This is a genomic window from Salinicola endophyticus, from assembly GCF_003206575.1.
GTDB classification, from domain to species: domain Bacteria; phylum Pseudomonadota; class Gammaproteobacteria; order Pseudomonadales; family Halomonadaceae; genus Salinicola; species Salinicola endophyticus.
Window position 1 is genome coordinate 538,041 of record NZ_PZJO01000002.1, and the last position, 20,080, is coordinate 558,120.

Annotated in this window: 15 protein-coding genes and 4 tRNA genes; 10 read left to right on the top strand and 9 right to left on the bottom strand. The window is 66.0% G+C overall.

All coding sequences use genetic code 11. From position 1 onward, the window contains the following. Positions 1-75 precede the first annotated feature (75 nt). From DOM66_RS05025 to DOM66_RS05050, 7 genes are all read right to left on the bottom strand, one after another. A complete protein-coding gene (locus DOM66_RS05025; protein WP_110689437.1) occupies positions 76-834 on the bottom strand; it encodes a DsbC family protein in 759 nt (252 codons plus the stop codon). Next, on the bottom strand, positions 831-1,475 hold the full coding sequence (locus tag DOM66_RS05030; RefSeq protein WP_110689438.1) for a hypothetical protein: 645 nt from the start codon (positions 1,473-1,475) through the stop codon (positions 831-833). The genes DOM66_RS05025 and DOM66_RS05030 overlap by 4 nt, the downstream gene beginning before the upstream one ends. Then, complete coding sequence (locus DOM66_RS19730; RefSeq protein ID WP_188115137.1) at positions 1,472-2,095, bottom strand: DUF2726 domain-containing protein; 624 nt, start codon at positions 2,093-2,095, stop codon at positions 1,472-1,474. Before DOM66_RS19730 ends, DOM66_RS05030 begins: the two co-directional genes overlap by 4 nt. Next, positions 2,067-2,261, bottom strand: a complete 195-nt coding sequence (locus tag DOM66_RS20110) for a ParA family protein (protein ID WP_188115138.1) — start codon at positions 2,259-2,261, stop codon at positions 2,067-2,069. The genes DOM66_RS19730 and DOM66_RS20110 overlap by 29 nt, the downstream gene beginning before the upstream one ends. A 76-nt stretch (positions 2,262-2,337) precedes the next feature. Then, positions 2,338-2,413, bottom strand: a tRNA-Asn gene (locus DOM66_RS05040). A gap of 31 nt (positions 2,414-2,444) precedes the next feature. Next, positions 2,445-2,520, bottom strand: a tRNA-Asn gene (locus DOM66_RS05045). Between the two features lie 24 nt (positions 2,521-2,544). Beyond that, positions 2,545-2,620, bottom strand: a tRNA-Asn gene (locus DOM66_RS05050). 381 nt (positions 2,621-3,001) lie between these two features. Between DOM66_RS05050 and DOM66_RS05055 the strand changes: the two genes are divergently transcribed. The 3 genes from DOM66_RS05055 to argE are packed head-to-tail and all read left to right on the top strand — an operon-like array spanning position 3,002 to position 6,350. Further along, a complete protein-coding gene (locus DOM66_RS05055) occupies positions 3,002-4,411 on the top strand; it encodes a YfcC family protein (RefSeq protein WP_110689439.1) in 1,410 nt (469 codons plus the stop codon). Then, positions 4,408-5,160: a FadR/GntR family transcriptional regulator gene (locus tag DOM66_RS05060; RefSeq protein WP_110674252.1), complete on the top strand. Its 753-nt coding sequence runs from the start codon at positions 4,408-4,410 to the stop codon at positions 5,158-5,160. Before DOM66_RS05055 ends, DOM66_RS05060 begins: the two co-directional genes overlap by 4 nt. Continuing rightward, positions 5,157-6,350, top strand: coding sequence for an acetylornithine deacetylase (gene argE / locus DOM66_RS05065; RefSeq protein ID WP_110689440.1), 1,194 nt, complete (start codon positions 5,157-5,159; stop codon positions 6,348-6,350). The genes DOM66_RS05060 and argE overlap by 4 nt, the downstream gene beginning before the upstream one ends. A 333-nt stretch (positions 6,351-6,683) precedes the next feature. Here argE and DOM66_RS05070 read toward each other — a convergent pair. Next, positions 6,684-6,760 (bottom strand) — tRNA-Met (locus DOM66_RS05070). 146 nt (positions 6,761-6,906) lie between these two features. Then, complete coding sequence (locus DOM66_RS05075; protein WP_110674254.1) at positions 6,907-7,851, bottom strand: choline ABC transporter substrate-binding protein; 945 nt, start codon at positions 7,849-7,851, stop codon at positions 6,907-6,909. Between DOM66_RS05075 and DOM66_RS19510 the strand changes: the two genes are divergently transcribed. The 7 genes from DOM66_RS19510 (at position 7,850) to DOM66_RS05105 (ending at position 19,965) form a co-directional block, all read left to right on the top strand. Beyond that, positions 7,850-8,080, top strand: coding sequence for a hypothetical protein (locus DOM66_RS19510; protein WP_157958994.1), 231 nt, complete (start codon positions 7,850-7,852; stop codon positions 8,078-8,080). The genes DOM66_RS05075 and DOM66_RS19510 overlap by 2 nt on opposite strands. 104 nt (positions 8,081-8,184) lie before the next feature. Next, positions 8,185-8,772 carry a transcriptional regulator BetI gene (gene betI, locus DOM66_RS05080; protein ID WP_110689441.1) on the top strand — a complete coding sequence of 196 codons (588 nt, stop codon included), beginning with the start codon at positions 8,185-8,187 and terminating at the stop codon, positions 8,770-8,772. Between the two features lie 100 nt (positions 8,773-8,872). Continuing rightward, complete coding sequence (gene betB, locus DOM66_RS05085; protein WP_110689442.1) at positions 8,873-10,342, top strand: betaine-aldehyde dehydrogenase; 1,470 nt, start codon at positions 8,873-8,875, stop codon at positions 10,340-10,342. A 153-nt stretch (positions 10,343-10,495) separates the two neighbouring features. Then, on the top strand, positions 10,496-12,184 hold the full coding sequence (gene betA / locus DOM66_RS05090) for a choline dehydrogenase (protein WP_110689443.1): 1,689 nt from the start codon (positions 10,496-10,498) through the stop codon (positions 12,182-12,184). A gap of 235 nt (positions 12,185-12,419) precedes the next feature. Then, positions 12,420-13,769, top strand: a complete 1,350-nt coding sequence (locus DOM66_RS05095; RefSeq protein ID WP_157958995.1) for an efflux RND transporter periplasmic adaptor subunit — start codon at positions 12,420-12,422, stop codon at positions 13,767-13,769. Beyond that, positions 13,766-16,876: an efflux RND transporter permease subunit gene (locus tag DOM66_RS05100; RefSeq protein WP_110689445.1), complete on the top strand. Its 3,111-nt coding sequence runs from the start codon at positions 13,766-13,768 to the stop codon at positions 16,874-16,876. The genes DOM66_RS05095 and DOM66_RS05100 overlap by 4 nt, the downstream gene beginning before the upstream one ends. Further along, on the top strand, positions 16,873-19,965 hold the full coding sequence (locus DOM66_RS05105) for an efflux RND transporter permease subunit (RefSeq protein WP_110689446.1): 3,093 nt from the start codon (positions 16,873-16,875) through the stop codon (positions 19,963-19,965). Before DOM66_RS05100 ends, DOM66_RS05105 begins: the two co-directional genes overlap by 4 nt. Positions 19,966-20,080 lie beyond the last annotated feature (115 nt).

The window sequence follows — 20,080 nt, forward strand, 5'->3', positions numbered from 1 at the left end:
AAAATGTAGCTGGTTCATCGTCGCCGGACGCAAACCGCATGGCGTCTGTGAAGATCTCTCGCTGTCGCATCACATTCATGGCTGGGCTCCCCTGACTACCTGAATCAACTGCTCCGCTGGCACGTAGCCTTCCCCGATCTCACCATCGGGCAACACGATCGTGGGCGTACCCTTCACCCCAAAGCGCTGCCCCAGCTGGAAACCATCATCGACGGCAGTCTGGCAACGCTGGGTGGGCTGGTCCGTCAGCGCCTCGCCTTGGAAAGCGCGGTCCATGGCCTCGGTGGGTGATTCCGCGCAGAGGACCTGAGCCAGCTGACGAGCGGCTGGTGACTGACTGCCGGCGCGCGGGAACGGCACGTAGCGAACGGCGACCCCGGCCGCCGTCAGCTGATCGATCTCCTGATGCAGCTTCTCGCAGTAGGGGCACGTCGTGTCAGTGAAGACGGTTATCTGCCCTACCTCCTCGCCCTGGGCCGGGAAGCTCACGGTGCTCTCCGCCGGCAATGCCTTCAGCTGTGCCAGACGATCCTGACGGCTGTGCTGCTCAGTGACGTCGGTGAGGCCATCGGGCGCGTTATCGTAGAGCGTGCCGACGATCATCCGCCGACCCTGGGCATCGCTGTAGAAGATCTCGCCACTACGCAGCCGGACCTCATAGAGCGGCCCCTGGATCTCTACGGGACGAACCGAGTCGGGGGTGACCGAGTTGCCGTTGATCACCAGCGCCCTCAGCGCGGAGGGGATCTGCGTACCCGCAGCCCCGGTACTGGCGAGCAAAGGCATAGGCGCCAAAAGCGCTAGCAACGGCAGGCTGGCCAGCATCGCTTTCATCTCAGGGCCTCCAGGCTCTTGACCGCAGACTCGCCACCATAGGTGGCCACCGTCCAGCAGTCCCCCAGCGTCACCGCGGGTAGCGCCAGGGATTCATGGATCGTGACCAGCCGCCAACCGCCCCGCAGCACCTCCACCACATGCGCGCGCCGAGTCGGGGAGATTCCACGCTGTGTGAGCCGCGAGAAGCGGTTCCGGCCGATCTCAGGGGTGGAGTGGGTGTCAGCGGCATACCCGCTCTGCTGCCACCAGTTACCGATGTCCATCGACCAGGTACGGCCCGGCCCCGCATCGAAGGTGAGGTCGAACTGATGGGTGACCTCGATGCGCCCCGGCGCCATGCCGGCCGCTTCGACGGTCCAGCGAAAAACCACGTCACCGCCCTTCAGCCCTTCGGGCAGCTCGACGAAGTGCCCCAGGCGGCACTCATCGGAGCCGCCGACGAAGTAGAGTGGGTTCGGGTACGGCTGGACGACACGCCAACCGTTTTCAGGAACGATCGGCACCTCGCGCCAGCTCGCCGTGACGGACAGCGTGATGTTTTGAGCCAGAACCTGATCGAACGGGTCGATCTGCAGCACGGGCAGCAGATGAAGTGTGCACCGGCGAGCATCCAGCGCCACGACGTTGTTGGTTGTCATTCAGATGATCCTTCAAGCTGAAGCGGTGAGGTGCCCAGGCATGTCTTCAGGCGATCGCGAATCGCCTCGGGGTCATAGCGCCCCTGTACGGGAAATCGCAGCAGCGGCACGCCCGCGGAGGCGAAGGCGTCATCCACGAAGCGATCGCGGCGGCGGCGATCACGGCGCAGGTGGCTACGATCATCCAGCTCTATCGCTGCGAGAATCCGTCCGCCCAGTGGCTCGCACAGCACGATGTCGACGTGCTTGGAACTGATCAGTCGGAAGTACCGCCACCAGCGTTGATCGCGCGGGTGACGCTTACGAAGGCGAACCTGAAGGACGTCGGCGATGCGGACCTTGCAGGCGATCATCGCGTCCGAGCCCACGGCGCGGGTCACGGCAAGGAGGAAGACCTGCTCAGCCGCGCTGTTGAGCTGCGGCTGTGCAGCGTAAGGCAGCGAGCGCCGTCCGCCGGCGAAGCGTTCAAGAAGGTCGACCAAGCGGAAGCGACCATGCGATGCATTGAGCAATAGCTGCTGCAGCTGGTTCCGATAGTCGTTGGAGACGATGATGTCGAGAGTGGAAAAAGCGGTACGAGAAATGATCCGGTCAAGATCGACCAGCTCTGTCGCCCCCACCAGGGGCGGGCTGTGACAGTTCGTAGTAAGAAGAGAGGGTTGGCTGAGTGTCCAGGTCTATGAGGAGAACCCGGAGACCCGCGTCAGCCAGAAGGCCACCGAGGTTGGCTGTCGTGGTGGTCTTGCCGACACCGCCTTTAGAACAAACCGTTGCTGAAACGCGCATAACTGCACCTCATCCGACGGAATGTGGGATGAATGCAGAGGTGGCGCTACTTAGCGGAAATCTTCTTGCCTATCGATGGCTCCCCGAACAGGACTCGAACCTGTGACCCAATGATTAACAGTCATTTGCTCTACCAACTGAGCTATCGGGGATCGATATCTTACCGGCAATGTGGGGCGATGATGGCTCCCCGAACAGGACTCGAACCTGTGACCCAATGATTAACAGTCATTTGCTCTACCAACTGAGCTATCGGGGATCGGATTCATCGCGTGCTGGCTGTTGGCTCCCCGAACAGGACTCGAACCTGTGACCCAATGATTAACAGTCATTTGCTCTACCAACTGAGCTATCGGGGAACATCTGTCAGCACGCGGCGTAGTATACGGACTGGATTCGAGGCGTCAAGGGTGAATCGCACATCGGGTGAGAATTCCTGGCGCTGAATTTCTCAACGCAATCAATGTGCTGGGCACGCGACCGAAGAGAGCGCCCACCTCGACACGCCCCGCCGAGGGGCCTCCCGCCCTGCCCCGGCTACCTCCGCCTTGCCCGCCGCAGACGAGGCGGTGAGCGGGCACTATCGCGCACACTACCCCTGCTCGTCGCGTTGACACCCCTGCCCATCCGGCTTAGCGTCTATTCATTATAATCAATAGCGCTCCCCGACCGGCCGCGAGGCACCGACATACAGCCCGGCGGAGAGCGACGACAACAACAAGATCTCTCAGGAGGTGCCCATGACGGCACGCGATACCTCGACCCGCAAGCCCTGGTACCAGCGCATTCCGCACCCAGCCATTCTGATCTTCTGCCTGCTCTGCGCGGTCTGGCTGCTGACACAGATCATCCCTGCCGGCACCTACGAGCGCCATGAGGTCAATGGGCGCAGCGCGGTGATCCCCGGCACATTTCATCTGATCGACCAGCCAGCGCCCTCGGTGCTGCAGATATTTCACGCCATCCCGCTGGGCATGATCGCCGCGGCCAGCGTCATCGTGATCGTGTTCATCGGTGGCGGGCTGTTTCGGGTGATGGAGGCGACCGGCGCGCTGGAGAATCTGGTCGGCACCCTGGTCCGGCGCCTGGGTCGCGAGCGCCCCAGCGCCCTGGTGTGGCTGATGACCTTCGTCTTCGGCGCACTCGGCGTGGCCGTGGGCTATGAGAACAACATTGCGCTGATCCCCCTGGCGGTGCTGCTCGGCCTGGCCATGGGCGGCGACCGCCTGGTCGGCACCGCCATCGCGCTCGGGGGTGTGGGGATCGGTTTCGCCACCTCGCCGATCAACGTCTACACCGTCGGCGTCTCGGATCAGATCGCACAGCTGCCACTGTTCTCCGGCGCCGGGCTGCGCAGCGTGCTCTGTGTGGGCGCGCTGGCACTGCTGGCGCATCACACCAGCCGCTATCTGAAACGCGTGCGTGCGGACGCCGAGTCCTCGCTGCTCGACCGCGACGATCGCTCAGGCAGCCTGGACAAGCCGGTCGACACCTATCGGCTGAGTGCTGCCGATATCCGCGTCCTCGCCACCTTCGTCGTCGGCCTGGCGATCATGCTCTACGGCGTCTTTGCCCATGGCTGGTACATCAACGAGATCTCCGGCGTGTTCGTGGCCATGGCGCTGGCCATCGGCGCCATGGCCAAGCTCTCCCCCTCACGCATCAACCAGTACTTCTTCGAGGGGGCGGCCTCGGTGACCAGTGGCGCACTGCTGGTGGGCTTGGCCCGCGCGCTGCAGGTGATGATCGAGCAAGGCCATATCGGCGACACCATCGTCCATGGCCTGGCCGAGCCCCTGGCCAGCCTGCCGGTGCTGGTCTCGACCCTGGCGATGACCCTGGTGCACTCGGTGATCAACGTCTTCATCCCCTCCGGCAGCGGCCAGGCCATGGCTACCATGCCGATCATGATCCCGCTCTCCGACCTCATCGGCATGACCCGCCAGACCGCGATCCTGGCCTTTCAGGTCGGCGACGGACTGACCAACATGGTAGTACCCACCTCCGGCGGCACCCTGGCGATGCTGGCGATCGCCCGTGTGCCCTACGACCGCTGGGTACGCTTCTTTTTCCCGCTGCTGATCCAGGTATTCCTGCTCAGCTGGCTGGTGCTCGCCTTCGCGGTGGCGATCGGCTGGGGGCCTGCGTGAGCCGAAAACGGTCGGACCAGATCGCCGAGGGGCTGCGCCAGCGCATTCTCTCCGGCGAGCTGCCACCTGGCGCCCGGCTGGAGAGCGAGGCCGCCTTGAGCGCGCGCCTGGCCACCAGCAAATGGACCCTGCGCGAAGCGCTGAAGTCGCTCGAGACCCAGGGCCTGATCCGGATCCGCAGCGGTCCCGGTGGCGGTGCCAGTATCACCGAGGTGAGTGCATCCACCGCCAATGAGCTTTTGTGGAACTTCTGCTTCAGCCGCGACCTGTCGGTGGCGGACATCTACGCCCTGCGCAAACTGCTGGAGCCGATGCTCGCCCGCGAAGTCACCCCGCTGCTCGACGCGCCCACCCTGGCTCGTCTGAGCGCCACCGCCGGGCGCTGCTGCAGCCAGCGCCAGGCGGGCCGTGGTGTCGCCGAACGCGAGGACGAGCTCGATTTTCACAACCTGCTCGCCGCGGTCTCGCCCAACCCGCTGCTGCGGTTTCTGATCGAGTTCCTCAACGGCCTGTTGCTGAAGGTGGTGGCAGCCCAGCACCACGACCCGGCGCTGGCGGGGGTCGATATCAACTACCACGGCCACGACTATCATCTGGAACTGATCGACGCTTTTCACGCCCGCGACGCCGAGCGCGCCGAGGCCGTGATGTATGCCCATATGCAGGCCGCCGAGCGCTACATGGGCGAACTGACTGCGCTCAGCCAGCGCGCCGGCGGCCACCAGAACGAGGAGACGAGAGACCCATGACGACACCTTCCGAGCGCACCAACCACGCCCCCCGTACCCACTACACCGCGACCGAGATGCTCGCCGAGCTGGTCGCCTTCGATACCGTCTCACGCCACTCCAACCTGGCGCTGATCGAGTTCATCGAGCGTTATCTCACCGCCCACGGCGTAGAGAGCTGGCGCGTGGAGAACGACGACGGCAGCAAGTCCAACCTGCTCGCGCGTATCGGCCCGGCGGTCGAGGGCGGCGTGGTGCTCTCCGGGCATACCGACGTGGTGCCGGTGGATGGCCAGCCGTGGAGCACTGACCCATTCACCCTGACTGCCCGTGACGGCAAGCTCTACGCCCGCGGCAGTTGCGACATGAAGGGATTCATCGCCTGCGCCCTGGCAGCGGTGCCACAGTGGACGGCAACAGAGCTGTCCAAGCCGGTATGGTTGGCATTCTCCTACGACGAGGAGATCGGCTGCCTCGGCGCACCGCGCATGATCGAGCGCCTGGTGGCGGACTTCCCGCGACCGGCAGTGGTGATAGTCGGCGAGCCGACGCTGATGCAGCCGGTGACGCAGCAGAAAGGCATCACCTCGCTAAAGACCGTGGTGCACGGTGTGGAGTCCCACTCCAGCCAGGTCGATCAGGGCATCTCGGCGATCCATGTCGCGGCCCGCCTGGTCACGCGGATCGAAGAGATCATGGCCGAGATGGTCAGCGAGGGAGAGACCAACGCCAACTTCAACGTCGCCCACTCGAGCCTCCACGTCGGCCGTATCCAGGGCGGCACCGCGATCAACATCATGGCCCGGGAGTGCAGCTTCGAGTGGGAGATCCGCCACCTGCCCGAGCAGGGCTTCGATGCGGTGTTCGCGCGCTTCGACGCCTTCAGCCAAAGCCTGGAGCAGGAGCTGAAGGCTCGCGACTCACGCTTCGCCATCGAGACCACACCGCTGACGCACACCGTGCCCGGCCTCGCCGGCAGCGACAACCGCGATGCCATCGCCCTCTGCCAGCGCCTGCTGGGCGAGCGGGAGACGCAAGCGGTGGCCTACGCTACCGAAGCGGGCCAGTTCCAGAACGCCGGGCTCGAGGCGCTCATCTGCGGCCCGGGCAGCATTACCCAGGCACACCAGCCGGACGAATTCATCAGTGAAGAGCAGCTCGCCCAGGGTGAGGCATTCATGCAGCGGCTGGGGGAGTGCTTGCAGGCGTGAAGCGCGAGCCGCCGGCGTGCCGACATCGGCTCGCGAGGCGGCCCTGGGCCATCGCTTCCCGTCGAGATCAGGCGCACGGGAAGCGAAAACCCACGACGGCCAGTCGGCGGACACAAGACAACCGCGATCCTCACGGCAGCGTTACGGCACTAGCGGCGCAGCAGCGTCAGACTGTGATGACCGGAGATCAGGGATCAACGGACTGAAGTGACCGACGGACTGAAGTGACCGACGAGCGGACACAGGACAGGCGAGCGGACACGATCCAGACATCGTGACCCAAAACGACAACGATAAGTACAGAGGGGGAAATCGAATACCGCGAGAGGGAGTTGGTGGCTACGCCCTGATTCGAACAGGGGACCCCATCATTATGAGTGATGTGCTCTAACCAGCTGAGCTACGTAGCCATCCGAGGTGGTTGCCGTAAGGCAACGGTGGCGCACTATACCGGTGTCGAACCGAGACCGCAAGCCCTTGATCGCAAACCCTTGACCGGGTGGCAACCGTTCCCGAACCGCAGCGGTCCGGGAACGAGGTCATCAGCCGCGCGGGCTCAGAGTCCCAGCGACTGCTTGACCGCCGGCAGGCCCGGTTGGCCGTCCACTGTGGTGACACCTTCGAGCCATGCCGTCAGAGTGTCCGGATGCGCCTTGAGCCAGGCTCGGGCCGCGTCTTTCTCGTTCTTGCCATCGTCCATGATCGCGCCCATCACCTGGTTCTCCATCGCCAGGGTGAAGCTCAGGTTGTTCAGCAGCTGACCGACGTTGGTGCACTCGTCAGAGTAGCCGGCGCGGGTATTGGTGTAGACCGTGGCCCCACCGTAATCAGGCCCGAAGTAGTCATCGGCCCCCGACAGATAGCCCATATCGAAGTTGGTGTTCATCGGGTGCGGCTCCCAGCCGAGGAACACCATCCACTCCTTGCTCCGGGTGCGCGCCTTCAGCTCGGCGAGCATGCCGGCCTCGCTGGAGTCCACCAGCTGCCAGTCGCCCAGGCCGTAGGCGTCGTCGTCGATCATCTTCTGGATGATCATGTTGCCGTCGTTGCCGGCCTCGATGCCGAACAGCTTGTGACCGAACTGATCCGCGTGGGCATCCAGATCCTTGACCGAGGTAACCCCGGCATCGAGCACATACTGCGGTACCGCCAGGGTGTACTTGGCCCCCTCCAGATTGGCCCGCGGTCGCTCGACCTCGCCGCGCTCGATGTAGGGGTCACTGATCGACGCCATCGACGGCATCCAGTTGCCCAGGAAGACATCGAAATCGCCGTTCTTCATGCCGGCATAGGCGACCGGAACGGAGACGGTGTCGGAATACGGCTCATAGCCCAGCCCCTCCAGCACCACGCTGGTGAGCGCAGTGGTGGCCTGGATATCGGTCCAGCCGACCTCGGCGAAGTGCACGCTCTGGCAGCTTTCCGGCACCGCCGCCTGGGAAGCGGCGCTGAGGCTCAGGCTGGCACCGGCAAGGGCCAGCAGTAGCGACTGTCGTTTCATGCAATATCTCCCTGATACGAAAATGCCGCCCGGCCAGACGCGGAATCCCCATCGCGCGCTGCGGCCACGACCCAGCACTGGCCTGCGGCCAAGCCATGCCCCGCTGTTGCCGGACGACTTTTCTGCTGTTGTATGTCTACTGTCGATGATCGCCGGCATTGATAACCCGCAATTATCGAATGATGCCATTTTCATTCCAGACTGCAATAGCGTACTTTTTATTGATTGACCGTTCAATAAAAAAATCGCATAATGCCGCTATCCTGATGTCGAAAGCGCGCCTCAGCGCCATCTTCGAGTATCCGCCGTTTCAGACTGCAGTAGGAGAGCCCTATGCCGAAAGTCGGTATGCAGCCCATTCGTCGCCGGCAGTTGATCGAAGCGACGCTCGAGGCGATCGACGAGGTCGGCCTGGCGGATGCCACGATTGCCCGTATCGCCAGGCACGCCGGCGTCTCCACCGGCATCATCAGTCACTATTTCGACGGCAAGGATGGGCTGCTGGAAGCCAGCATGCGCCACATCCTCGGCGATCTCGGCAGCGCCGTGAGCGAGCGTCGCCGCGCGCTGGGCGAGGCGCCGGCCCAGGCCCATCTGCACGCGATCATCGATGGCAACTTCGATCGCAGTCAGACCAGCCGCTCGGTGATGAAGACCTGGCTGGCGTTCTGGGCCAGCAGCATGCACCACACCAATCTGCAGCGGCTGCAGCGGGTCAACGACCGCCGTCTATATTCAAATCTGAGCAGCCAATTCCGCCGTGTGCTGCCCAAGCGCCAGGCGCGCGATGCGGCCCGCGGGCTGGCGGCACTGATCGACGGGCTGTGGTTGCGTGGCGCGCTGGCCCAGGAGGGGCTCGACGTGGAGCGCGCCCGGCAGCTGGCCTATGACTACGTGCGTGAGCAGCTCGACACACCATAGCGCCGCACCACCGACTACGCCTGAGCCAGGCCGTCGATACCCGATTTCGATTTCACACCAGACATTCGCACCAGACATTCGCCTGCGAAGGGAGACCACCATGGCACGACTCGAGACGCAGACACTCTACATCGACGGGCGTCGCACGCCGGCCAGCGGCGAGACCACCTTCGACGCCGTCAACCCGGCCACCGGCGAGGTGATCGCCAGCGTCCAGCAGGCCAGCGCCGCGGACGTCGACAAGGCCGTCGCCAGCGCCGCCCGCGCCCAGCGTGAATGGGCCGCCATGACCGGCATGGAGCGCTCGCGCATCCTGCTCAAGGCGGTGGCTCTGCTGCGCGAGCGCAACGATGAGCTGGCCGAGCTGGAGACCCTCAACACCGGCAAACCGATCAGCGAGACCGCCAGCGTCGATGTGGTCACCGGCGCCGATGCGCTGGAGTACTTCGCCGGCCTGGCCCCCGCTATCGAAGGCAACCAGATCCCCCTGCGCGAGGACTCCTTCGTCTACACCCGGCGCGAGCCGCTGGGCGTGATCGGTGCCATCGGCGCCTGGAACTATCCGATCCAGATCGCCTGCTGGAAAGCCGCGCCGGCGCTGGCCGCCGGTAACGCGGTGGTGTTCAAGCCGAGCGAGGTGACACCGCTGACCGCGATGAAACTGGCCGAGATCTTCACCGAAGCCGGCCTGCCCGATGGCCTGTTCAACGTCGTGCACGGCGACGGCAGCGTCGGCGCGATGCTGACCGAGCACACCGGCATCGCCAAGATCAGCTTCACCGGCGAAGTCGGCACCGGCAAGAAGGTGATGTCGGCCGCCGCCGGTTCCACGCTCAAGGACGTCACCATGGAGCTGGGTGGCAAGTCGCCGCTGATCGTGTTCGAAGATGCCGATCTCGACCGCGCCGCCGACGGCGCCATGATGGCCAACTTCTACTCCAGCGGTCAGGTCTGTACCAACGGCACCCGGGTGTTCGTGCAGCGTTCGGTGAAGGAGGCCTTCGAGGCCAAGATCGTCGAGCGCGTCGAGCGCATCAAGGCCGGTGATCCGCTCGACCCGCAGACCAATTTCGGCCCGCTGGTGAGCTTCGAGCACCTGGAGAAGGTGGTCAGCTATCTCGATATCGCCAAGCAGGACGGCGCCCGGCTGCTGATCGGCGGTTCGCGCCTGAGCGATGGCGACTTCGCCCAGGGTGCCTGGGTGGCGCCCACGGTCTACACCGACTGCGGCGACGAGATGCGCATCGTGCGCGAAGAGATCTTCGGCCCGCTGATGTCGATCCTGGCCTTCGATGACGAGGAAGAGGTGATCCGCCGCGCCAACGATACCGAGTACGGCCTGGCCGCCGGCCTCTTCACCGAGGGGCTCAACCGCGCTCACCGGGTGATCCATCGCCTCGAGGCGGGCATCTGCTGGGTCAACACCTGGGGCGACTCCCCGGCAGAGATGCCGGTGGGCGGCTACAAGCAGTCCGGCATCGGCCGTGAGAACGGCGTCGAGACGCTGGCGCACTATACTCAAACGAAGTCGGTGCAGATCGAGATGGGGCCCTTCGCCTCCGTGTTCTGAGCACGACGTTCCCAGTACGACGTTGTGGACAACACGGGACGACGTCCAGGCGACGATCCAGGCGATGAAAAGGCGGGCCATCACGGCCCGCCCTCTCCCACCACCTGCCCCCGCGGCTTCTCTCATCCCTTCGCTGACTCAAGGAGCGTGTGTATGCAACAGGCTCGCGAATTCGACTACATCATCATCGGCGCCGGTTCCGCCGGTAACGTGCTGGCCACCCGGCTGACCGAAGACCCCGAGGTCAAGGTCCTGCTGCTCGAGGCCGGCGGCCCCGACTATCGCTTCGACTTCCGCACCCAGATGCCGGCGGCACTGGCCTTCCCGCTGCAGGGCAAGCGCTACAACTGGGCGTTCGAGACCGATCCGGAGCCGCACATGGACAACCGCCGCATGGAGTGCGGCCGCGGCAAGGGCCTGGGGGGCTCGTCGCTGATCAACGGCATGTGCTACATCCGCGGCAACGCCCTCGATCTCGACAGCTGGGCCAAGCGCCCGGGGCTCGAGGCGTGGCGCTATCTCGACTGCCTGCCCTACTACAAGAAGGCGGAGACCCGCGATATCGGTGCCAACGACTTCCATGGTGGCGATGGCCCGCTCTCGGTGGCCACGCCCAAGGCCGGCAACAACCCGCTCTACCAGGCCTTCATCGAGGCGGGCGTGGAGGCGGGCTATCCGCGTACCGACGATCTCAACGGCTACCAGCAGGAGGGCTTCGGTCCGATGGACCGGACGACCACGCCCAACGGGCGGCGCTCGTCCACCGCGCGGGGCTATCTCGATATTGCCAAGCAGCGTGACAACCTGACCATCGTCACCCACGCCACCACCGATCGCATCCTGTTCGAGGACAAGCGGGCGGTCGGGGTCAACTATCTGCGCAAGAACCAGCCACAGCAGGCGCTGGCGCGCCGTGAGGTGCTGCTGTGTGGCGGTGCGATCGCCTCGCCGCAGATCCTGCAGCGCTCCGGCGTGGGCAACCCGGCACTGCTCGAAAAGCATGGCATCGAGGTGGTCCACGACCTCAAGGGCGTCGGCGAGAATCTGCAGGATCACCTGGAGATGTACATCCAGTACGAGTGCAAGAAGCCGATCTCGCTCTACCCGGCGCTCAAGTGGTACAACCAGCCCAAGATCGGGGCGGAATGGATGTTCCTGGGCCAGGGTGTGGGCGCCAGCAATCAGTTCGAGGCCGGTGCCTTCATCCGCACCGACGACAGCGAGCCGTGGCCCAACCTGCAGTACCACTTCCTGCCCATCGCGATCAGCTACAACGGCAAGAGCGCGGTGGAGGCCCACGGCTTCCAGGCGCATGTCGGCTCGATGCGCTCGGAGAGCCGCGGCCGCGTGCAGCTCACCGACCGTGACCCCAGGAGCGCGCCCAGCATCCTGTTCAACTACATGTCCACCGAGCGCGACTGGGAAGAGTTCCGCGCCGCGATCCGGGTGACCCGCGAGATCATCAACCAGCCGGCGATGGACGAGTTCCGCGGCCGCGAGATCGCCCCCGGCCCTGACGTGCAGAGCGACGCCGAGCTCGATGCCTTCGTGCGCGAGCACGCCGAGACCGCCTACCACCCTTGCGGCACCTGCCGCATGGGCACCGGCGACGACGCCGTGGTGGATGCCGAAGGCCGCGTGCATGGCCTGGAGGGGCTGCGGGTGATCGACGCCTCGATCATGCCGATCATCGTCACCGGCAACCTCAACGCCACCACCATCATGATCGCGGAGAAGCTGGCCGACCGCGTGCGCGGCAAAACGCCGCTGCCGCCGGCCGAGGTCGACTACTATGTCGCCGATGGCGCCCCGGCGCGCAAGACGCCGGCACGCGCATCCTGATATCGCCGCGAGCCGGCTGCCCTGCCCCAAATCCCTACCCCAAAGCCCGGCCACGATGGCCGGGCTTTTTTGTGGCCGCAGGATCGCTGTGCCGAGGATTCTGTCAGCGTCGTCAGGTTGCGCATTTCGTGAACACTGTTCCGTTAGACTGCGAATCTGTTTAGCCTGTCACGGTTTGCGTCTACGCTTCTGGCGCATGCTCGTCACGAACGCCGTCCAAGGATTGCCGCCGCCCATGTCGTCTTCGCCTACCCACCGCTCTCGCCATCCGCTGCGCTGGTTGCTGCTGCTTCTGCTGCTGGTCGTGCTCGCCGGGATCGCCTATCGCCTGTTCCTGAGCCCGGCGGACAAGGCCAACCCAGCCGCCGGCGCAGGCGCCCCCGCCACCGCGGTGTCGGCGATCAGCGCCAGCCGCGGTGACCTGCCGCTGCGCCTCAGCGCCCTGGGTACGGTGCGCGCGCTCAATAGCGTCGATATCCGCACCCGGGTCGAGGGCGAGCTGACCGAGGTGGCATTCGACGAGGGCGATCGGGTGGAAAAAGGCCAACTGCTGGCGCGGATCGATCCGCGCGACTACCAGGCGGCGCTGGCCCAGGCCCAGGGCGACCTGCGCCAGAACCAGGCCCAACTGGCCTCGGCGCGGGAGGACCTGGCGCGCTACCAGAAGCTGATCTCCACCAACTATGTCTCGCGCCAGGAGCTCGAGCAGCAGCGCCAACTGGTACGCCAGTACGAAGGCACCGTGGCCGCCGACCAGGCGGCGGTCGACAGCGCCCAGGTGCAGTTGGACTACACCCGCATCACCGCCCCCTTCAGCGGCGTGGTGGGGATTCGCAACGTCGACCCCGGCAATATCGTGCAACTGGGTGACAGCGAGCCCATCGTCACCCTGACCCAGCTCGATCCGATCTCGGTGATCTTCTCGCTGCCCAGCCGCTACGTCGACACCATCCGCGCGCGCCTGGCAGCCGGCGAGCGTCCGGCGGTCAGCGTGACCGGCCCCGACGGCCAGGTCGTCAACGGCCACCTGACCAGCATCGACAGCCGCATCGACAGCGCCACCGGTACCATTCGCCTGCGCGCCACCCTGGACAATCCCAGTGGCGGGCTCTATCCCAACGGCTATGTCGATGTCAGCCTGGTCTCGCAGACCCTGCGCGATCGCGTGATCGTGCCCGAACCAGCCATCCAGACCGGTCAGAACGGCGACTACGTCTATGTGGTCAACGATGACGACAGCGTCAGCCGCCGCGACGTCGAGGTGAGCGCCAGCGAGGGGCACCAGAGCGCCATCGCCAGCGGTCTTGAGGCCGGCGAGCGCGTGGTGGTGGATGGCGTCGACAGCCTGCGCGACGGCGCCAAGGTACGCGTGGTCAGCGACGCCCTGCCGGGAGAGCCCACCGACGACAGCGAGAGCGGTGCGGCTATTGGCGGAGACAGCGACGGAGCGAGTGGCGGAGATCGTGACGAAGATAGTGGCGAAGATCGTGGTGATAGCGGAGGAGACAGCGCCGACACCAGCGCCACCCAGGCCGAGGCGGCCAAGGCCGCTCAGGCAGGAGGCGCGGACGGCAGTCGCTCATGAACCCCTCTCGCCTGTTCATTCTGCGTCCGGTCGCCACCTCGCTGATCATGCTGGCGATCCTGATCGCCGGCGCCCTGGCCTATCGGCTGCTGCCGATCTCGTCGCTGCCGGAGGTGGACTTCCCCACCATCCAGGTGACCACGCTCTACCCCGGCGCCGGACCGGACGTGATGCTCTCCCACGTCACCTCGCCGCTGGAGGATCAACTGGGCGAGATCGCCGGGCTCGAAGACATGAGCTCGACCAGCACCGGCGGCGCCTCGCTGATCACCCTGCGCTTCGGCCTCGATTCGGATCTGGGGGTCGCCGAGCAGGAGGTCCAGGCCGCGCTCAGCCAGGCCGAAACCCTGCTGCCGGACGATCTGCCGCGCCCGCCCAGCTACAGCAAGGTCAATCCCGCCGACGTGCCGATCATGACCCTGGCGGTGAGCTCCCAGAGCCTGCCGCTGACCCGGGTCTACGATCTGGTCGATACGCGCATGGCGCAGAAGATCGCCCAGATCAGCGGCGTGGGTCAGGTCAAGCTCGCCGGCGGCCATCAGCCGGCGATCCGGGTCAGCGTCGACGCGCGCCAGCTCGCCGCCCACGACCTCGATCTGGCCGCGGTGCGCAGCGCCATCGCCGCAGCCAACGTCAATCAGGCCAAGGGCACCCTCTACGGTCCTTACCGCGCCTATACCATCGACGCCAACGACCAGTTGCTCTCCGCCGCCGGTTACCGCGATCTGGTGCTCAAGAGCGACGCCAACGGCGTGCTGCGGCTAGGCGACGTCGCCGAGGTCGAAGAAGGGGCTGAAAACGCCTATCTCTCGGCGCGTGCCAACCAGGACGGCGCCATCCTGATCGACGTGCTGCGCCAGCCCGGGGCCAACGTGGTCGCCGTCGCCGACAGCATCAAGCGCGCCCTGCCGCAGCTCGAACGTACCCTGCCCGGCAGTGTCGACGTGCGCGTGCTCACCGACCGCACCACCACCATCCGCGCCGCGGTCAAGGACGTGCAGTTCGAGCTGATGCTGGCGATCGCCCTGGTGGTCATGGTCACCTTCCTGTTCCTGCGCAATCTGCCGGCCACGCTGATCCCCAGCCTCGCGGTACCGCTGTCGCTGGTAGGCACCTTCGGCGCCATGCAGCTGGCCGGTTTCAGTCTCAACAACCTCACCCTGATGGCGCTGACCATCGCCACCGGCTTCGTCATCGACGACGCCATCGTGGTGCTGGAGAACATCACCCGCTACATCGAGAAGGGGGAACGGCCGCTGGCCGCCGCCCTCAAGGGCTCGCGCCAGATCGCCTTCACCATTCTCTCGCTGACGGTATCGCTGCTGGCGGTGCTGATCCCGCTGGTCTTCATGAGCGGCGTGGTCGGGGTTCTGTTCCGCGAGTTCGCACTGACTTTGGCGATCTCGATCGTGATCTCGGCCTTCGTCTCGCTGACGCTGACCCCGATGCTCTGCGCGCGCTGGCTCAAGCATCGCCCGGAGGCCGTCGCGGAGAGCAACGACGAGGCGCTGGTCCGCGGCCGCCAGGGGCTGTTCGGGCGGGTGACACGCGGCTATGAGCATGCCCTCGACTGGGTGCTGCGCCACCAGCGCCTCACCCTCGGCGTGGCCGTGGCCACCCTGGCGGTGACCGCGCTGCTGTTCGCGTTCACGCCCAAGGGGCTGTTTCCGGTTCAGGACACCGGGGTGATCCGCGGCATCACCACCGCCACCCAGTCGACCTCTTTCCACGCCATGTCGACGCGCCAGCAGCAGCTGATCGACCGGCTGCTGGCCGATCCGGCGGTGGCGAGCCTCTCCTCGAGCATCGGCATCGACGGCACCAACACCACCCTCAACAGCGGCCGGGTGACGATCAACCTGAAGCCGCTGGGAGCACGCGACGACCTCGACACCGTGCTCACCCGGCTGCGCCAGGCGAGCCGCGGCATCCCCGGGCTGACAGTGGCACTGCAGCCGGTCCAGGATCTGACCCTGGAAGACACCATCAGCCGCTATCCCTATCAGTTCGCGCTGACCCAGGGCGACCGCGCCACCCTCGATGCCGACGCTGCCAAGCTGCTCGCCCGGCTGCGTCAGGCGCCGGCGCTGGCCGGCGTCTCCAGCGACGTGCAGAACGCCGGGCGCAAGCTCCAGGTGACCATCGATCGCGGCCGCGCCGGACGTCTCGGGGTCAGCGTCGCCGATATCGACGACGCCCTCTACGACGCCTTCGGCCAGCGCCTGGTCTCGACCATCTTCACCCAGGCCAGCCAGTACCGGGTGGTGCTCGCCGCCAACCACGCCGACAGCGACGGCCCGGAGGCGCTCTCGAGGCTCTACGTGATCAACGACGACGGTGAGCGCATTCCGCTGACCACTCTGGTCAGCCTGCACGAGACCACCACCCCGCTCTCGCTGCAACGTCAGAACCAGTTCCCCTCGGCGCTGATGTCGTTCGCGGTGGCCGACGGCTACTCGCTGTCGCAGGCCTTCGCCGCGGTCGATGCCGCGGCAAGCGAGGACCTGAGCGCGCAGACCACGCTCAGCTATCGCGGCGCGGCGCTGGCCTACAACGACTCCACCGGGGACACCCTGTGGCTGATCCTGGCCGCCATCGTCACCATGTATATCGTGCTGGGGATTCTCTACGAGAGCTTCATCCACCCGTTGACGATCCTCTCGACGCTGCCCTCGGCGGCGATCGGCGCCCTGCTCGCACTGCAGCTGAGCGGCGGCGCCCTGGGCCTGGTCGCGGTGATCGGCATCATCCTGCTGATCGGCATCGTCAAGAAGAACGCGATCATGATGATCGACTTCGCCCTCGAGGCGCAGCGTGAACGCGGCATGGCCCCGGCGCAGGCGATCCACACCGCGGCGCTGCTGCGCTTCCGGCCGATCATGATGACCACCTGTGCGGCACTGCTCGGGGCACTGCCGCTGATGTTCGCCAGCGGCTACGGTGCCGAGCTGCGTCAGCCGTTGGGGCTGACCATGGTCGGCGGTCTGCTCTTCAGCCAGCTGCTGACGCTGTTCACGACGCCGGTGGTGTATCTGTTCTTCGACCGCCAGGCGGCGCGCTGGCGGCGTGACGCGCCGGCCACGGCAGACGACGAGGGCGCGGCATGAGTCTCTCGGCGCCCTTCGTCCGCCGCCCGGTGGCCACGCTGCTGCTGGCACTGGCGGTGGTGATGCTGGGCTCGCTGGCCTATCAGCGGCTGCCGGTGGCGCCGCTGCCCAATGTCTCCTTCCCCACCATTCTGGTGATCGCCAACCTGACCGGTGCCAACCCAGAGACCATGGCGTCGAGTGTGGCGACCCCGCTGGAGCGTTCGCTGGGGCGTATCCCCGGCATCACCCAGATGACCTCCAGCAGCAGCAACGGGTCGAGCCGAATCATCGTCCAGTTCGATCTCGACAAGGACATCAACGTCGCCGCCCAGGAGGTGCAGGCGGCAATCAACGATGCCCAGCCGCTGCTGCCCAGCGCCATGACCAGCCGTCCCCGCTACCGCAAGCTCAACCCTTCGGCAGCACCGGTGCTGATTCTTTCGGTCACCTCCAACACCCTGCCCACCGGCGAGCTCTACCGCCTCGCCGATACCCAGATCGCCCCGCCCATCGCCCAGGTCCAGGGCGTCGGCGACGTCAGCGTCGGCGGCAGTTCATCGCCGGCGGTACGGGTGGCCCTCGACCCGCGTCGACTCAACCACGCCGGCATCACCCTTGACGCGGTGGCCGGGGCGCTGCGCGCCGCGACCACCCAGTCGCCCACCGGCTTCGTCCAGAACATCGACCACCGCTGGGAGATCGATACCCACTCCCAGCTGCTCGAAGCCAGTGACTATGACCAGGTGGTGATCAAACGCGGCGCGGACGGCGCCACGGTGCGCCTGGGCGATGTCGCCAAGATCCGCGACGGGGTCGAGGATCGCTACAACGTCGGCTTCCAGAACGACCGCCCGGCGGTGCTACTGGTGATCAGTGCGGCCAGCGGGGCCAATATCATCGAGACCATCGCCGGGGTGCGCGAACGGCTCGACAGTATCCGCGCGGCGCTGCCGGGCGACGTCGATCTCAGCGTCGAGCTCGACCGCGCACCGGGTATCCAGGCTTCACTGCACGAGACCCAGCTGACGCTGCTGCTGGCGGTGGTACTGGTGGTGCTGGTGGTGTTCGCTTTCCTGCGCAACGCCCGCGCCACCATCATTCCCAGCGTGGTGATCCCAGTCTCGCTGGTGGGCACCTTCGCCATGATGCGGGTGTTCGACTTCTCCCTCGACACCCTGTCGCTGATGGCGCTGATCGTCTCGATCGGCTTCCTGGTCGACGACGCCATCGTGGTGGTGGAGAACATCGCCCGCCACATCGAGCGCGGCGCACCGCCACTACAGGCGGCACTGGATGGCGCCCGCGAGGTGGGCTTCACGGTCACCGCCATGAGCGTCTCGCTGGTGGCGGTGTTCATCCCCCTGCTGCTGCTGGGCGGCTTCATCGGGCGACTGTTCCACGAGTTCGCGGTCACGCTGTCGCTGGCCATCGCGGTATCGCTGCTGGTCTCGCTGACGCTGACGCCGATGCTCTGCGCACGCTGGCTCAAGCCAGACCGCGGCCGCGAGCCACGCTGGTCGCGCGCGCTCGCCGGGTTCGGCCGGCGCTGTCTCGATCTCTACGCGCGCACCCTGGATATCGCGCTCAAGCACCGCCGCCTGACGCTGCTGTCGCTGCTCGGGGTGATCGTGCTCAACGGCTACCTCTACGTCGCGGTCGACAAGGGCTTCGTGCCGGAGCAGGACACCGGGCGCCTGCTCGGCACCATGCGCGTCGACCAGGCGCTGTCGTTCGACGCCGCCTCGGATAAGCTGCGCCAGGTGCGCGAACGTCTCAGCGCCGACCCCGCGGTGGCCAGCGTGCTCGGCTTCATGGGCAGCCGCGGCCCCGGACGCGGCGGCGCCTCGGCGACGCTCTTCATCACCCTCAAGCCACAGCGAACGCAGTCGACCCAGGCCATCGGCAATCGCCTGATGGCCGGGCTGCAGGGGATGCCCGGGGTCAGCACCTTCATGTTTCCGCTGCAGGACATCCGCGTCGGCGGCCGCTCGACCAGTGCCTCGCAGTACGAGATCACGCTCAAGAGCGACGACCTGAATCTGCTCGGCCAGTGGTCTAAGAAGGTACAGACGGCGATGGAAGGGGTCGACGGCATCACCGCGATCGACAGCGACAATCGCGGCGAGGGGCAGTCGGCCAAGCTGGTGGTGGATCGCGCCCTGGCTGCGCGCCTGGGTGTCGACATGCGCAGCATCGACACCGCCCTGGGCCAGGCCTTCGCCCAGAGCAAGATCGCCAGCCTCTACGACGCCGACGAACAGCGCTACGTGGTGATGGAGGTGGCGGCACCCTATCGCCAGGGGCCGGCGGCAATCGGTGAACTCTATGTCGGCGGCAAGGACGACACCTTGGTGCCGATCTCCGCGTTCAGCCATGTCGAGCGCAGCACCACGCCGGTCAGCGTTAACCACCAGGGGCAGTTCGCCGCCGCGACGATCTCGTTCAACCTGGAGGATGGAGTCTCCCTCGGCGAGGCCACCGCTCGCATTCGCTCCGCCGTCGACGCGCTGCGCCCGCCCACCGCGATCCAGGTCGACTTCGAGGGCAGTGCCGGCACCTTCCAGAGCGGCATCGAGGCGATGCCGTGGCTGATCCTGGCCGCGCTGGTCACCGTCTATCTGGTGCTGGGCATTCTCTACGAGAGCTATATTCACCCGCTGACGATCCTGTCGACGCTGCCCTCGGCGGGGGTCGGCGCGCTGCTCGCCCTGATCGCGCTGGATACGCCGTTCACCCTGATCGCGCTGATCGGCATCATCCTGCTGATCGGGGTGGTCAAGAAGAACGCCATCATGCTGATCGACTTCGCCGTGATCTGCGAACGCGAGCAGGGCATGAGCCCGCTGGAGGCGATTCGCCACGCCGCCCTGGTACGCTTCCGCCCGATCATGATGACCACCCTGGCGGCGATTCTCGGCGCCCTGCCGCTGCTGCTGGGCACCGACGAGAATGCCGCTCTGCGCGCCCCGCTGGGTATCACCATCATCGGCGGTCTGGTGGTCAGCCAGCTGCTCACCCTCTACACCACGCCGGTGGTCTATCTCTATCTCGACCGCCTGCACCGGCGCCTGCGCCCACGGCGTCTCGGCCACGAGCAGCACGCCTGACACGGCGCTGTCCCGCCCCACCCCGGAGGGCGGGATAGCGACTAGCCCAAAAGGATAAGGCTCGCCACGCTAGCCAGCCGGCCCGGGATCCGCTAGTCTGAAAACCAAATTCAAA

What these genes read in the sequence shown, in the direction of transcription:
- DOM66_RS05025 (WP_110689437.1), bottom strand. Translation starts at nt 834, where the DNA reads ATGAAAGCGATGCTGGCCAGCCTGCCGTTGCTAGCGCTTTTGGCGCCT.
- DOM66_RS05030 (WP_110689438.1), bottom strand. Translation starts at nt 1,475, where the DNA reads ATGACAACCAACAACGTCGTGGCGCTGGATGCTCGCCGGTGCACACTT.
- DOM66_RS20110 (WP_188115138.1), bottom strand. Translation starts at nt 2,261, where the DNA reads ATGCGCGTTTCAGCAACGGTTTGTTCTAAAGGCGGTGTCGGCAAGACC.
- DOM66_RS05055 (WP_110689439.1), top strand. Translation starts at nt 3,002, where the DNA reads ATGACGGCACGCGATACCTCGACCCGCAAGCCCTGGTACCAGCGCATT.
- argE (WP_110689440.1), top strand. Translation starts at nt 5,157, where the DNA reads ATGACGACACCTTCCGAGCGCACCAACCACGCCCCCCGTACCCACTAC.
- DOM66_RS19510 (WP_157958994.1), top strand. Translation starts at nt 7,850, where the DNA reads ATGCAATATCTCCCTGATACGAAAATGCCGCCCGGCCAGACGCGGAAT.
- DOM66_RS05075 (WP_110674254.1), bottom strand. Translation starts at nt 7,851, where the DNA reads ATGAAACGACAGTCGCTACTGCTGGCCCTTGCCGGTGCCAGCCTGAGC.
- betI (WP_110689441.1), top strand. Translation starts at nt 8,185, where the DNA reads ATGCCGAAAGTCGGTATGCAGCCCATTCGTCGCCGGCAGTTGATCGAA.
- betB (WP_110689442.1), top strand. Translation starts at nt 8,873, where the DNA reads ATGGCACGACTCGAGACGCAGACACTCTACATCGACGGGCGTCGCACG.
- betA (WP_110689443.1), top strand. Translation starts at nt 10,496, where the DNA reads ATGCAACAGGCTCGCGAATTCGACTACATCATCATCGGCGCCGGTTCC.
- DOM66_RS05095 (WP_157958995.1), top strand. Translation starts at nt 12,420, where the DNA reads ATGTCGTCTTCGCCTACCCACCGCTCTCGCCATCCGCTGCGCTGGTTG.
- DOM66_RS05100 (WP_110689445.1), top strand. Translation starts at nt 13,766, where the DNA reads ATGAACCCCTCTCGCCTGTTCATTCTGCGTCCGGTCGCCACCTCGCTG.
- DOM66_RS05105 (WP_110689446.1), top strand. Translation starts at nt 16,873, where the DNA reads ATGAGTCTCTCGGCGCCCTTCGTCCGCCGCCCGGTGGCCACGCTGCTG.